This is a genomic window from Arthrobacter sp. MYb213 (genome assembly GCF_002979915.1).
Lineage (GTDB): Bacteria > Actinomycetota > Actinomycetes > Actinomycetales > Micrococcaceae > Glutamicibacter.
Genome location: NZ_PCQA01000008.1, coordinates 27,343 through 41,630 on the forward strand (window position 1 = coordinate 27,343; position 14,288 = coordinate 41,630).

The window sequence follows — 14,288 nt, forward strand, 5'->3', positions numbered from 1 at the left end:
CGCGCCCCTAAGGACACGACGGGCCGCTACTTATTGGTTAGGACAGACCCAATGCGGTGGCAACTTCCACCACGTCGAAGCCTACCTTCGTGGGTTCTACGGTGCTGCCGTCGGCATTCTGCAGGGCCCAGTTCGGGTCCTTCAGGCCGTGGCCGGTGACCGTGATGACGATCTTCTTGCCGGTCGGGACATTGCCCGCCGCTTGGTGCTTGATCAGCCCTGCCACGCCGGCGGCGGAACCAGGTTCCACAAACACGCCTTCACGCGAGGAGAGCCAGCGGTGTGCGGCAAGGATCTCCTCGTCGGTGACCGAGTCGATCAGTCCGCCGGATTCATCGCGCGCGGCCTCTGCCTGTTCCCAGGAGGCCGGGTTGCCGATGCGAATGGCGGTAGCGATGGTGTCCGGCTCGGTGACCGGGTGACCTAGGACGATCGGGGCGGCCCCGGCGGCCTGGAAGCCCCACATGATCGGGGTCTTGGAAGACACCGCGTCGAGCACCTGCCCGGCCTGGTTGGTGTAGGAAGCCGCGTACTCCTTGTAGCCCTTCCAGTAGGCGGTGATATTGCCGGCGTTACCCACCGGAAGCACGTGGTAATCCGGTGCGTCACCCAAGGAGTCGACCACCTCAAAGGCGCCGGTCTTCTGGCCTTCGATACGCGCCGGGTTCACCGAGTTCACCAAGAACACCGGGTAGCTTTCGCTGAGTTTGCGCGCGACGTCCAGGCAGTTATCGAAGTTGCCGTCGATCTGGATGATGTCCGCGCCGTGGGCGATCGCCTGGGACATTTTGCCCATGGAGATTTTGCCCTCCGGGACCAGCACCGCGCATTTGAGCCCGGCCTGGGTGGCGTAGGCGGCGGCGGAGGCCGAGGTGTTACCGGTGGAAGCGCAGACTACAGCCTTCGCGCCGGCGGCTACCGCGGTGGTCATCGCCATCGTCATTCCACGGTCTTTGAACGAACCGGTGGGGTTCATCCCTTCGACCTTGAGGTATACCTCGGAACCGGTGAGCTGTGACAGCGCCGGGGCGAAGACTAACGGGGTGCCACCTTCGCCGAGCGTGACCACTTGGGTGTTCTCATCGACCGGCAGACGGTCGGCATATTCGCGGATGACTCCACGCCACTGATGAGCCATGTTAGTTTCCTTCAACTCGCATTACGGATAGAACGGTGTCCACCGCGTCCAACGCCTTGAGCGCCGCGACGGTGGAGGCCAGAGCAGCTTCGGTGCCCTGGTGGGTGAGGATGCGCAGCGCGGCCGGACCGTCGCCGAGCGCAGCCTGCTGGTTCATGGATTCGATCGAGACCCCGTGTTCGCCAAAGATCGCAGCGATCCGAGCGAGCACACCGGGCTCGTCAAAAACGGTCAAACCGATCCAGTAGCGGGTGCTGATCGCGGAGAAATCGATCAACTGCGCGGCGGTATCGGCCGAGCCATGAGGCAACGGGGCCCCGGCGGCCAGCTGCCGCGCGACGGCGACCACATCGCCCATCACCGCGCTGGCGGTCGGGTTTCCTCCGGCGCCGGCACCATAGAACATCAGGTCGCCAGCGTTTTCTGCCTCAACAAACACCGCGTTGAACGCGCCGCGTACGGAGGCCAGCGGGTGATCGCGCTTAATCAGCGACGGGTAGACGCGCACCGAAATGCCCGCCTCAAGCTTTTCTGCGATCGCCAAAAGTTTGATCACATACCCGGCGGCGGCAGCTGCGCTCACGTCGGCGGCCGAAACCTCGGTAATGCCTTCGGTGTGCACCTGATCCGAGGAGACGGTGGTGTGGAAGGCTAGCGAGGCGAGGATTGCTGCCTTCGCGGCGGCGTCGAGCCCGCCCACGTCGGCGGTGGGATCGGCCTCGGCATAACCGAGCGCCTGCGCCTCGGCGAGCACGTCGTCAAAGGCCGCACCGGTGGAATCCATCGCGTCGAGGATGAAGTTTGTGGTGCCGTTAACGATGCCCATGACCTTGTTAATATGGTCGCCAGCCAGCGAGTCGGCGATCGGACGCAGGATCGGAATGGCGCCGGCCACCGCTGCCTCGTAGCGCAGCTGCGCTCCGGTGGACGCGGCCACGGCGTTCAGCTGTGCCCCGCGGGCGGCGATCAACGCCTTATTACCGGTGATCACGCTCGCCCCGCGGGCCAGCGCACGTTCGATATACGCCCCGGCTGGTTCCATCCCGCCGAGCAGTTCGATGACCACGTCGGCGGAATCGATCAACGCCTCGGCGTCGAGCGTGAAGAGCTTGGCATCAAGCTGCACATCACGCTTGGCGTCCAGGTTGCGCACGGCAATCCCGGTCAGTTCCAAGCTGGCGCCGCTGCGGGCCGCCAGCGCGCCACCGTCCTCGATCAGGATTCGGGCCACCTGTGCACCCACCGTGCCGCAACCTAGTAGGGCGACCTTCAGGCTTTTTTCACCGCTCACTTAAACTCCCATGTCACGGGCCAACAAATCGGATTCGGTTTCCCTGCGCACGATCAAACGGGCTGCGCCGTCGGCCACCGCAACTACCGCCGGACGGGTCAGATAGTTGTAGTTGCTAGACAGCGCCCAGCAATAGGCGCCGGTGCCCGGAACCGCCAGTAAATCTTGGGCGGCTACGTCGTCGGGCAGGTAAACGTCTTTCACGACTATGTCACCTGACTCGCAGTGTTTCCCAACTACGCGAGAAATAATTGCGTCGTTTTGCGTCATACGATTGGCCAGCACCGCCGAATAATCCGCGTCGTAGAGCACCGGGCGGGCGTTGTCGCTCATCCCGCCGTCCACCGACACATAACGCCGGGGGCTGGTGGACCCGGAACCGTCTTCGACGTTGACGTCCTTAAGCACGCCCACCTCGTAGAGGGTGAAGGTCGACGGTCCGGCGATCGCACGTCCCGGTTCGATCGAGATGCGCGGGCAATCCAGCGCGAGCTCGGCACAGGTTTGCGCGACCACCGCCGCCATCTGCCCGGCAAGGATCGCCGGGGTGGAGGGGGTATCTGCCTCGGTGTAGGCGATGCCATAGCCGCCGCCTAAGTCCAGCTCGGGCAGGCTCACCCCATGAATTTCACGCACCTGGGCGAGGATGCCCAGCATCGTGCGGGCGACGATCGCAAAACCGTCTGACTCAAAAATTTGTGAACCAATATGCGCGTGCAGGCCCAGCAGGTTGATACTTGGCGCTTCGATGGCGCGCGCGATCGCCTGCATGGCCGGCGAGGTACCGGTGACTCCGGGCTGTATGGAGAGCCCGAACTTCTGGTCCTCGTGCGCGGTGGCGATCGCCTCATGGGTGGAGGCGTGCACCCCGGGGGTCAGCCGCAGCATGACCTGGGCGCTCACGCCGAGCTCGCTAGAGATGAGAATCACGCGTTCTAACTCGTCGAGCGAGTCGATCACGATGCGCCCCACACCCATATTGAGCGCGCGGGTGATCTCCGCGACCGACTTGTTATTGCCGTGCAGCGAGAGTTTGGCTCCGGGCACCCCGGCGGCCGCGGCCACGGCAAGTTCGCCACCCGAACAGGTATCCAGGCGCAACCCCTGAGCGATCACGGTGCGGGCCACGGAGGTGCACAAAAACGCCTTGCCGGCGTAGTACACGTCCACGCCCCCGCAGAGTTCCTTGAAGGCTGCGTCGAACGCGGTCTTAAACCCTCGGGCGCGCGCGGCGAAGTCATCCTCGTCCATCACAAAGAGCGGCGTGCCAAATTCCTTAGCCAGCGCGCTCACCGCCAACCCCTGCACCGCAAGCTCTCCGGTAGCACCCCGGGAAACCCCGGCGGCCCACTGAATCTCGCGCAGTGCGTTAACGTCGGTCGGGAAAGAGAGCCAGGCCGGAGCCAGCGGTGAAGCGGTCATAAAATTACATCCTCTCGGGCGCGGAGACGCCCAGCAGTGACAGTCCGTTGGCCAGAACCTGGGTGGTGGCGTCGTTGAGCCATAACCGGGTGTGGTGCACTTCTTCGACCGGTCCGTCGCCCAGCGGGGTGACGCGGGTGGCGGCATACCAGGAATGGTAGGCGCCGGCGACCTGTTCCAGGTAGCGGGCGATGCGGTGTGGTTCGCGTGATTGTGCGGCGCCGGCAACCACCGAAGGGAACTGGCCAAGCACCGCCAACAACTCGTTTTCGCTCGGGTCGGTGAGCAGCGAGGCGTCGAAGGATTCGCGGGTGACGCCCTTGGCCTGTGCGTTGGCCGAGGCGCCGAAGGAGCGCGCATGAGCGTACTGCACGTAGAAGACCGGGTTGTCGTTGGTGTTCTTCTTCAACTGTTCCGGGTCCAGCGCGATCGGCGAATCGGCCGGGTAGCGCGCCAGCGAGTAGCGCAGCGCGTCCGCACCAATCCAGTTGATCAGATCGCGCAGCTCGATGATGTTGCCGGCACGTTTGGACAGCTTCGCACCGTTGACGCTGATCAATTGGCCGATCAGCACCTCGATGTTCGCCTCTTTGTCGTCGCCGGCACAGGCGGCGATGGCCTTAAGCCGATTCACATAACCGTGGTGGTCCGCGCCCAGCAGGTAAATCTTTTCGCTGAAGCCACGATCTTTTTTGGACAGGTAGTAGGCGGCGTCGGCAGCGAAGTAGGTTGGTTCCCCGTTCGCGCGGATCAGCACGCGGTCCTTGTCATCACCAAAGTCGGTGGTGCGCAGCCAGACCGCGCCCTCTAGGTCGAAGATGTGGCCCTGTTCGCGTAGGCGGGCCACCGCGTCGGCTACCGCTCCGCCATCGTGCAAGGCACTTTCGGAGAAGAAGACGTCAAAGTTCACGCCGAAGTCTGCCAGCGTGGACTTAATGTCCGCCAGCTGCGCGGTGTAAGCAAGTTCGCGCAGCTTTGGCAGCGCGGTTTCTTCGTCCTGCTCGGCAAGTTCCGGGGCTTGGGCCAAGACAATGTCCGCCAGCTCCTTGATGTACTCGCCCGGGTAGCCACCCTCGGGAACCGGCAGGCCATGCATCCGGTTGTACACCGAACGTGCAAACACGTTCATCTGGTTGCCGGCGTCGTTAATGTAGTACTCGCTGGTGACCTGTGCGCCAGATGCGCGAAGTACGCGGGCGATCGCATCGCCCAGCGCGGCCCAGCGGGTGTGACCGATGTGCAACGGTCCGGTCGGGTTTGCGGAGACGAATTCCATGTTCACCACGTGGCCGGTCAGCGCCTGGTTGTGGCCGAAGTGATCCCCGGCCTCCACGATGGTGCGCGCCAGCTCGCCGGCGGCGGCGGTATCCAGGGTGATATTCAGGAAGCCAGGCCCGGCGATTTCTACGCCGCCGATGCCTTCCACCTCGGAAAGTCGTCGCACCAACATGGCCGCGAAGTCGCGCGGCGCCATGGACGCCTTCTTACCCAGTTGTAGCGCGATGTTCGTGGACCAGTCGCCGTGCTCACGGCTTTTGGGTCGCTCGACGCGTACGGTGTCGGGTACTTCGACGGCGATTTCGCCGGCGGCTACGGCCTGCGAAAGGCATGCGGATATGGCAGCGGAGAGTTCTTCAGGAGTCACCGTACAAGAATAGCGGTTTTTCGTGCACTTCTTAGGCATTCATGACATAACCGCTTGTGATGCTGTAGGCATTTGACTGGCCCGTGTGGCCCAGATGGATTGCGCAGATGCCGCGATCACCTGATAGTATTTTTCCTGTTGCTTAGCAACACGCCTCTGTAGCTCAGTGGATAGAGCGTCTGCCTCCGGAGCAGAAGGCCGAAGGTTCGATTCCTTTCAGGGGCACCAGCAAAAAGGTTCCGCAGTCACTGCGGGGCCTTTTTCTTTACCCTTTTTTGGCGCCCGATCTCACCCGCGCCAGGCTGACCCGCGCCAGACTAACCGCCGGACTACGAAGCGCTGAGCCGTGCGTGGCGTTGTAACCGTCGGGTTCCCGCCGCATCGGCCAACTGGCTAGGTTGCACCGCGGTATCCAGCGCCGCACGAACCGCCTGCTCATCGATCCCCACACCGATAGCCACCAGCCCGGGTTGCTCACTTCCCCGATGGCTGGCCACATGGATCTGCCGGCCGGTGAGGTTGACCGCCCACCACTTCGCGCCGCGCGCGGTAGCTACCGACACAATCCCCTTCAACCGGTACACCCCGGCCGGCGGGCGTTCGAGCAGATCTACCAGCGCGCTCGGGGAAATCGGCTCCGGCGCGGCCACGGTGACCGCGGCCGCATGCTGATGGGTGTGCGATCCATGTTCGGCACGTAGCAGTGCTCCCAGCGGTAGCTGATCCTCGGGATCTTCGGCCAGGGCCACGTCGAAGACCAGATCCGGGTCGATCGCCCCACGCTGGGCTCGCACCAGTGGCACCTGCCGGTTACGCAGCGCGATCCGCTGTGCGATGCGCGTCAGCGCAGCTTCGGTCTCTTGCTCGCCGCCTTCAAGCTGGTCGATCTTGTTGAGCACCACCAGCGAGGCGGCTTCAAAACGTGCAGGTGGTTGATCGTGGGTGTCCACCGTGGCAAAGTAGTTCGCCGCGTCCACCACCTCGATCAGCCCGCCGGGGCGCACACTTTTTGCCTGGCTGAATCGAATCAATCGGGCGAGCGCTAAGGGTTCGGCCACCCCGCTGGCCTCGATAATGATCGCATCCAGTCGCAGCCGAGGGGCCGCGAGCGTGGCCAGCGCCTGGTCCAATCCCCCGGAGTCATCCAGACAGCACACGCAGCCGCCGGCGATCGACTCGGCGGCGTCTACCTGCCCGGTGATTAGTCCCGCGTCGACGTTGATCACCCCAAAGTCGTTGACCACCACGCCGATCCGGGCACCCGGGGTGCGCAGCAAATGGTTGAGCAGCGTGGTTTTACCGGCGCCCAAATACCCGGTTAACCCGATGACCGGAATTTGTGTGCGTGCCATTTACCCTCGCCTATCTGCCCTGCGTGACTTAACCTGCTCGATCCATCCTGCGAATCGCGGTCACGCGGTTTCGACTTCAACATTCGACTTCAACAGTAGTACGGTGCGCTGCCTGCAAGCCAAAGCTCAGCCGGTTAACGCAGCAAGCCGCCGGCGGACCCCGTCAAGACGAAGGAACCACCGGCGGCTAGCGGCACTGCATAGCTAAAGCTACTGAAGCATCGTGCGATCATCGAGCTGCGCGCCCTTGATCTTCTCAAACTCCCCGAGCAGACCCTTAACGGTCATCGCTGACTTTGCTTCCTGGTCCAGGTCCAGAATGATCTGCCCATCGTGCATCATGATCAACCGGGTGCCCAGCGCGAGCGCCTGCTCCATATTGTGGGTGACCATCAGGGTGGTCAGCTGGTGACGTTGCACGATCTCATTGGTCAACCGGGACACCAGCGCCGCACGCTGCGGATCAAGCGCCGCGGTGTGCTCGTCGAGCAGCAGGATCTTCGGCTTCGAGAAGGTAGCCATCAGCAGGCTTAGCGCCTGACGCTGACCACCGGAGAGAAGTCCCACCTTGGTTTTCAGCCGATTTTCCAGGCCGAGCTCCAAGGATTTGAGCTCTTCAACAAACAGTTCCCGGCGCTTGGCGCTGACCCCCATGCTCAGTCCGCGGAATCGGCCACGGGCGTGAGCCAGCGCCATATTCTCTTCGATGCTCATCGTCGGCGCGGTGCCGGCCATCGGATCCTGGAAGACCCGGCCGATGTACTTTGCACGGCGGTAGTCGGCCATTCGAGTGACGTTTTTACCGTCGACGGTGACCGATCCGGTGTCCGGGTACAGTTTGCCGGCGACCATGTTCAGCACCGTGGATTTACCGGCGCCGTTGGAGCCGATGACGGTGACAAATTCGCCGGAGCCCAACGAGAGGTTGATATCGCGTAGCGCCTTGCGCTCGTTGACCGTTCCGGGGAAGAAGGTCCGTGACAGGTTCTTAATTTCAAGCATTGCTGCGCACCTCTTCCTGGATCGGCTCGGCGTCCGAGTCCTTGCGTTTGAAGTTTTTCATAATTTTTTGGAAGCCCTTCCACTTGGGAAGCAGCAGCGCAACGACCACCAGCACCGCGGAAATCAGCTTCATGTCGTTGACCTCCAGACCGGCGACCAGTGCAAACTGGATGACCAGACGGTAGATGACCGCGCCGAAGACGACGGCCACCGCGGCCAGCCAGATGTAACGCTGGGTGAAAATTGCCTGACCGACGATCACCGAGGCCAGACCAATGAGGATCACACCGATGCCCATGCCCACGTCGGCGAAGCCTTGGTACTGGGCGATGACCGCACCGGAAAGGGCCACAAACCCGTTAGACAGTGCCAGACCAAGGATCTTCTGGTTGTCGGTGGAGACACCAAAGGAGCGGATCATCTCGTGGTTGTCCCCCGTGGCGCGCATCGCCATGCCCATCTCGGTGTGCAGGAACCAGACGATCGCGGCCACAAAAACCAGCGCGACGGCGAAGAGGATGAGCACCGAGGTGGCAGAGCCGAGTATTCCGGCCGCACGCAACGGGCTGATCAGCGTGTCCTCGCCCAGCAGCGGCGTATTTGCCTTGCCCATAATGCGCAGGTTGATCGAATACAGCGCGATCATCGTCAAAATACCGGCGAGCAGGCCGTCGATCTTGCCCTTGGTGTGCAGCAGGCCGGTGATCGTACCGGCGACCATGCCGGCCAGGAATGCCAGCACGGTGGCCAGCCACGGATTCATTCCGTTCACGATGCCTACCGCGGCGACCGCGGCACCGGTGGTGAAGCTGCCGTCGACGGTGAGGTCCGGAAAGTCCAGAATGCGGAACGTCAGATATACCCCGAGCGCCATCAACGCGTAAATCAGCCCGAGTTCAACCGCTGTGATCATTTGTGGATCCTTGAGTGGTAAGAAAGTTCATAGGTCACGAAGAAGGCGAGGCGTTAACATCTCGCGCCTCGCCTCCTTAGCTGGTGGGTAGTGCTAAACCCTTAGTAGGTTTCGATCGCCTTGTCTTTGAGCTCCGCTGGGAACTGAAGGCCGATCTTCTTCGCTGCGGTCTCGTTGAGGTACAGGTCAACCTCGGTCAACGTCTCAACTGGCATGCTGGCAGGCTTGGCCTCACCCTTGAGGATCTTGTCAGCCATTTTTGCGGTCTGCACGCCAAGCTTCTCGTAGTTGATACCGAAGGTGGCGGTAGCGCCACGCTTGACCGAATCACCATCGGCGGCGATGACCGGGATCTTCTTGGTCTGTGCGGTCTGCAGCAGGCCTTCCAACGCGGAAACTACCGCGTTGTCGGTAGGTACGTAGAACGCGTCGACGTCCAGCGAGTTAGCAGCCTGCTGAACTTCCGAGGGAGCGGAGATCGCCGACTCTTCGATCGTGAGTCCTAGCTCTGCGGCCGCATCCTTGGCCCACTGGACCTGGACGGCGGAGTTCGCTTCGCCCGAGGAGTAGACGATGCCGACCTTCTTGGCGTCTGGGGAGATCTGCTTGAGCAGTTCGAGCTGCTCCTTGACCGGGTTCTTGTCAGAGGTGCCGGTGACATTTGCGCCCGGTGCCTCGTTGGAAGCTACCAGCTTCGCGTCTACCGGATCGGTGACGGCGGAGAAAAGTACCGGAATGCTGGTGATCGACTGAGCCGCAGCCTGAGCCGATGGGGTGGCGATCGCGAGGACCAGATCGATGTCTGAATCCGAGGCGAGCTTGCCGACGATCGAGGCGTTGGTGGCCTGGTCGCCCTGGGCGTTGTTGTCGTCGTAGGAAATCTTGTCGCCAGTGTACCCAGCTTCTTCCATACCCTTTTTGAAGCCCTTGGTCACGGCGTCCAGGGAGGGGTGCGATACGTACTGGATGGTGCCGATTTTGACCGGACCTTCCGCAGCGGCCCCGCCGTTACCTGAGGTTTCATCCCCGGTGCTGCCGCCACAAGCGGTCAGGGCCAGCGCGCCGGAGGCGGCAAGTGCAACAAGTTTCAAAGCGGTGAAGCTCTTCATGGTGTTCCTTTCAACAAGTTCCCATATGCGAGTGATGTCCCCATGCCCGACCGATTCGGTTCCCAGCCCGTCGGCGACGACGAGCCGGAGCGGGAACTACCCGAATCACGTGCAGGTGATTACCCACGATCTTACATGTGAACGACCTCACCTAGGCTTCAAACCCGAGGTGAGTAAAGACGTTTAACCCCACAATCGACCGCTAACGCGCACAACTGCACGATTTGCGTCGATCCGGAGGCAAATCCGTATCCTCATTGCCGAAGCTGACGCTCTGACACTGGACGGAATGAAAAATTGACAGCCCCTTAGATGTGACACAAATCAACGCTTTATCCCGTAAGTGCCGGCCTTGCACGTGGATCTGCGCCCGAAGTCGGCGATGCGAAGCCTCGGGCCATAGAATGGGCTCATCATGGCCATCAGCATTTCTTATCCCGAAACCCTTCCGGTATCCGCGCGTCGCGAGGACATCATCGAGACGATCCGCGCGAACCAGGTGGTGATCATCGCCGGCGAGACCGGATCCGGTAAAACCACGCAGCTACCCAAAATGCTGCTGGAACTCGGGCTGGCACAGCGGGGCATGATCGGACACACCCAACCGCGCAGGCTTGCCGCACGCACCGTAGCCGAGCGCATCGCCGAGGAACTGGGCACCAAGATCGGCGACGAGGTGGGCTTCCATGTGCGTTTCACCGGCGAAGTTTCCCGCCAAACGCAGCTGAAGGTGATGACCGACGGCATTCTGCTGGCCGAAATTCAGCGCGACAAGCTGCTCAAAAAGTATTCCGCGATCATCATCGATGAGGCGCACGAACGCAGCCTAAACATCGACTTTTTGCTCGGCTACCTGAAAGAAATTCTGCCCAAGCGGCCGGACTTTAAACTCATCATCACCTCCGCGACCATCGATCCGGAACGCTTTGCCACGCACTTTGGCACGCTTTTACCTTCCGGTGAGGTTAAGCCAGCGCCGATTATCGAGGTTTCCGGACGTACCTTCCCGGTGGAAATCCGCTACCGCCCGCTGGAGGCATCCACCGAGGAATTATCCGACGAGGACGCTAATTCGCTGGAAGATGACCGCGATCCGTTGGACGCGGTCACCGACGCGGTACGTGAGCTGGCAAGCGAGGCGCCCGGGGATATCCTGATCTTCTTCTCCGGGGAGCGTGAAATTCGCGATGCCGCCGATGCGTTGCGCGCCCTGGTGGTGGCGAACAAACGCTTGCCGCGCTATGAGGTGTTGCCGTTGTTCGCCCGACTCTCACTAGCCGAACAGCATGCGGTCTTCCATCCGGGGGCCGCGCCGCGCATTATTTTGGCGACCAACGTGGCCGAAACCTCGCTGACGGTGCCGGGCATTAAATACGTGATCGACACCGGCACCGCGCGCATCTCGCGCTACAGCCACCGCACCAAGGTGCAACGCCTGCCGATCGAACGAGTCTCCCAGGCCAGCGCCAATCAGCGTTCCGGGCGTTGCGGGCGTGTCTCGGAGGGCGTCGCGATCAGGCTGTATTCCGAGGCGGACTACGACTCGCGCCCGGAATTTACCGACCCCGAAATTCTGCGCACCTCGCTGGCAAGTGTCATCTTGCAAATGATTTCGATGGGTGTGGTGGCCACCGCCGCCGAGGTTTCAAACTTCGGTTTTGTGCAGCCACCGGACGCGCGGGCGATCTCCGACGGGGTGAACCTGCTGCGCGAACTCGGGGCGCTAAGCGAAGACAAGCGCGCGGTAGTGACCGATGTGGGACGCAAACTCGCGTTGCTTCCGCTCGATGTGCGGTTGGGCCGGATGATTTTGGAATCCGCGAACCGTGGGGTGGCTAAGGAACTGATGGTGCTGGCCGCCGCGCTGAGCATCCAAGATCCGCGCGAACGACCCAGCGAAGACACCGGGCAGCGCGAAAAAGCCGCGCTGCTCCATAAGCGCTTCGCCGACGAAAAGTCGGACTTCACCGGGTTGCTGAACCTCTGGGCTTACCTCCAAGAACAGCAAAAAGAGCTGTCCTCCTCGGCGTTTCGCCGGCTGTGCAAGTCCGAACACATTAACTACCTGCGGGTGCGCGAGTGGCAGGATCTGTTCACCCAGCTGCGCCAACTGTCCAAGTCGCTGCAAATTACCGTGGCCGCCGCACCGATTGACCCGGCGGCGAACGAGGACCAGGTCCACAAGTCGCTGCTGGCCGGGTTGCTCGGACACATCGGGCTCTATGATGAACGCAAACGTGATTACCAGGGGGCGCGCGGCGGACGCTTCGCGATCTTCCCGGGGTCCGCATTGTTTAAGAAGTCGCCGACCTGGGTGATGGCCGCCGAGCTGGTGGAAACCTCGCGGCTGTGGGCGCGCACCGCGGCGGCGATCGACCCGGCATGGGTGGAGGAGCTCGCGCCGAATCTGCTCAAGCACAGCTATTCGGAGCCGCACTGGTCCAAAAAAATGGGTTCGGTGATGGGCTATGAGAAGGTCACGCTCTTCGGGTTGCCGATCGTGGCCAAGCGTCGCATGCATTACTGGCGAGTGGATCAGCCGCTGGCCCGCGAACTGTTTATCCGCCATGCCCTGGTGGAGGGCGATTGGCGTACCCACCACAAGTTCTTCGCCCGCAACCGCGCGGTGCTGGCCGAAGTTGAAGAGCTCGAAACTCGGATGCGCCGTCATGACCTGCGCATCAGCGACGAGGACCTGTTCGACTTTTACGACTCGCGGCTGGGCGAAAATGTTGTCTCCGAGCGGCACTTTGATCGTTGGTATAAGCGCGCGTCGGCTGCCGATCCTGGGCTGTTGGACTTTGATCCGGCGGCGGTGCTCGCCTCGGACGCGGATCAGTTGGATGAGACCGCGTTCCCGCGCACCTGGTCTCACGGTTCCATCGCGCTGCCGCTCAATTATGAGTACAACCCGGCGGCTATCGGGCCCGAGGGTGACGGCGTCTCGCTGCAGGTTCCGGTGGTGTTCTTAAACCAGTTGGATCCGGCGTGTTTTCGCTGGCTGATCCCGGGGCTGCGCCACGAACTGATCACCGCGTTGATTCGTTCGATGCCCAAGGCGATTCGCAAAAACTTTGTTCCGGCTCCCGATGTGGCCGGCCGTGCGCTAACCATGTTGGACACCGGTTTTGACCCGGACAACGATGACTTGGCGCAATCCTTGGCGCTGGTGCTGCGCCGACTGGGCGGCATGGTGGTGGACCCGGAGGTGTTTGATTTTTCGACGCTTCCCGCTCACCTGCGCTTCGGCTTTGAGGTGGTTGACTCTGCCGGGACGGTGCTTGGCCGCGGAGATGACTTGGCCGCGCTGCAGTACAAGTTGGCGGCGGCGAACCGGGCGGCGTTGGCCAGTGGGGTTAACTCCCCTAGTTTGGCGCGACCGGCGGCCCCGGCTGCCGGTAACACTGGTGCTGCGGGTAAGGCTGGCGCGAAGGGCAAAAATGTCCAGGGCGCGAACCCGGTTCAGGGCGCCAAAAACGCGAAGGGGTCGCAGGCATCGGGCTCATCCGGGTCTTCAGGCCAGTGGGATCAGCAGGGGCTCACCGCCTGGCCGACGCTGCACACTCAGGCGGACGTACTGCCGGCAAAGGTCACCACCACCGTGATGGGTCAGGAAATTACCGCTTATCCAGGGTTGGTGGATACCGGCAAGGACGTGAGCCTGAGCGTTTATCGCAGCGCCGCCGAACGCGACAGCGCACATCGCGGCGGAATTATCCGCCTGCTGATGCTGCGCCTACCGGCCGCCTCAAAGTTTGTCATCGGGCATCTGAATAATGCCGAGCGGCTAGCCTTTAGCCAAAATCCGCATGGTTCGATCGATGAGCTGATCGCCGATTGCACGATGGCCGCGGTGGACAAGCTGGTCCCCGAGGCACTGCCGATGGATCGTGCCGGATTTGAGAAGTTGTTTGAAACGGTGCGCGCCGAGCAGATCGACACAGTTTTTGCGATCACCGCGGTCATTTCCAAGGTGTTTGGCTCCGCGACCCGGGTACACACCGCGCTGAAGGCCACTAAGTCGTTGGCGATGTTTGCCGCGGTCAGCGACATTCGCTCGCAGCTGGAACAGCTCATTTACCCAGGGTTTATCGCCGCGACCGGGGCCGGCCATCTGATGCGTTTGCCGCGCTATTTGGAGGGTATCGAATCCCGTCTGGCTAAGCTCACCTCCGGGGCGGTGACCAGAGATGGGCACGGGCTGATGGTGATCCAGAAATTAGAGGATGACTACGACGTCGCGCTGTCTAAGGTCCCCGAGGGAGCTCGCACTCCGGCGGGGCTGCGCGAGGTGAAGTGGATGCTCGAAGAGATGCGCATCTCGCTGTTTGCCCAAGAGTTGGGTACCGCGTATTCGGTCAGCGAGAAGCGCATCCGCAAGGCGATTAAGGATTCGCTGGCGGCGCTGTAGGGTGC

General features: G+C 62.1%; 9 protein-coding genes and 1 tRNA gene. 2 read left to right on the forward strand and 8 right to left on the reverse strand.

Features of this window, described 5'->3' with window-relative positions:
• Positions 1-37: 37 nt before the first annotated feature.
• From thrC to argS, 4 genes are read right to left on the reverse strand one after another with little or no spacing between them, the layout of a single operon-like run.
• Positions 38-1,138 carry a threonine synthase gene (gene thrC, locus CQ011_RS16530; RefSeq protein ID WP_105678808.1) on the reverse strand — a complete coding sequence of 367 codons (1,101 nt, stop codon included), beginning with the start codon at positions 1,136-1,138 and terminating at the stop codon, positions 38-40.
• A 1-nt stretch (position 1,139) separates the two neighbouring features.
• The gene (locus tag CQ011_RS16535) at positions 1,140-2,429 is read right to left on the reverse strand and encodes a homoserine dehydrogenase (protein ID WP_105678809.1); all 1,290 of its coding nucleotides are present in this window, start codon (positions 2,427-2,429) and stop codon (positions 1,140-1,142) included.
• Entirely contained in the window at positions 2,430-3,851 is a 1,422-nt protein-coding gene (gene lysA / locus CQ011_RS16540) for a diaminopimelate decarboxylase (protein WP_105678810.1), read from the reverse strand. It abuts the gene before it with no gap.
• A gap of 4 nt (positions 3,852-3,855) precedes the next feature.
• The gene (argS, locus tag CQ011_RS16545) at positions 3,856-5,496 is read right to left on the reverse strand and encodes an arginine--tRNA ligase (RefSeq protein ID WP_105678811.1); all 1,641 of its coding nucleotides are present in this window, start codon (positions 5,494-5,496) and stop codon (positions 3,856-3,858) included.
• A gap of 152 nt (positions 5,497-5,648) precedes the next feature.
• Here argS and CQ011_RS16550 point away from each other — a divergent pair.
• Positions 5,649-5,724: transfer RNA gene (locus CQ011_RS16550), tRNA-Arg, on the forward strand.
• Between the two features lie 101 nt (positions 5,725-5,825).
• Here the strand turns inward: CQ011_RS16550 and CQ011_RS16555 are convergent.
• The 4 genes from CQ011_RS16555 to CQ011_RS16570 form a co-directional block, all read right to left on the reverse strand.
• On the reverse strand, positions 5,826-6,848 hold the full coding sequence (locus tag CQ011_RS16555) for a CobW family GTP-binding protein (protein ID WP_105678812.1): 1,023 nt from the start codon (positions 6,846-6,848) through the stop codon (positions 5,826-5,828).
• 210 nt (positions 6,849-7,058) lie between these two features.
• On the reverse strand, positions 7,059-7,850 hold the full coding sequence (locus CQ011_RS16560; protein ID WP_105678813.1) for an ABC transporter ATP-binding protein: 792 nt from the start codon (positions 7,848-7,850) through the stop codon (positions 7,059-7,061).
• Entirely contained in the window at positions 7,843-8,763 is a 921-nt protein-coding gene (locus CQ011_RS16565; protein ID WP_105678814.1) for an ABC transporter permease, read from the reverse strand. Before CQ011_RS16565 ends, CQ011_RS16560 begins: the two co-directional genes overlap by 8 nt.
• Before the next feature lie 101 nt (positions 8,764-8,864).
• Positions 8,865-9,872 (reverse strand): ABC transporter substrate-binding protein, encoded by a 1,008-nt coding sequence (locus tag CQ011_RS16570; RefSeq protein WP_105678815.1) that lies wholly within the window; start codon positions 9,870-9,872, stop codon positions 8,865-8,867.
• A gap of 415 nt (positions 9,873-10,287) precedes the next feature.
• On the opposite strand from CQ011_RS16570, the gene hrpA reads away from it, so the two are divergent.
• On the forward strand, positions 10,288-14,283 hold the full coding sequence (gene hrpA / locus CQ011_RS16575; RefSeq protein ID WP_105678816.1) for an ATP-dependent RNA helicase HrpA: 3,996 nt from the start codon (positions 10,288-10,290) through the stop codon (positions 14,281-14,283).
• The last annotated feature ends 5 nt before the right edge of the window (positions 14,284-14,288 follow it).

Bases quoted from the DNA above. Each gene is read 5' to 3' on its own strand.
- thrC (WP_105678808.1), bottom strand. From the start codon at position 1,138: ATGGCTCATCAGTGGCGTGGAGTCATCCGCGAATATGCCGACCGTCTG.
- lysA (WP_105678810.1), bottom strand. From the start codon at position 3,851: ATGACCGCTTCACCGCTGGCTCCGGCCTGGCTCTCTTTCCCGACCGAC.
- CQ011_RS16555 (WP_105678812.1), bottom strand. From the start codon at position 6,848: ATGGCACGCACACAAATTCCGGTCATCGGGTTAACCGGGTATTTGGGC.
- CQ011_RS16560 (WP_105678813.1), bottom strand. From the start codon at position 7,850: ATGCTTGAAATTAAGAACCTGTCACGGACCTTCTTCCCCGGAACGGTC.
- CQ011_RS16565 (WP_105678814.1), bottom strand. From the start codon at position 8,763: ATGATCACAGCGGTTGAACTCGGGCTGATTTACGCGTTGATGGCGCTC.
- CQ011_RS16570 (WP_105678815.1), bottom strand. From the start codon at position 9,872: ATGAAGAGCTTCACCGCTTTGAAACTTGTTGCACTTGCCGCCTCCGGC.
- hrpA (WP_105678816.1), top strand. From the start codon at position 10,288: ATGGCCATCAGCATTTCTTATCCCGAAACCCTTCCGGTATCCGCGCGT.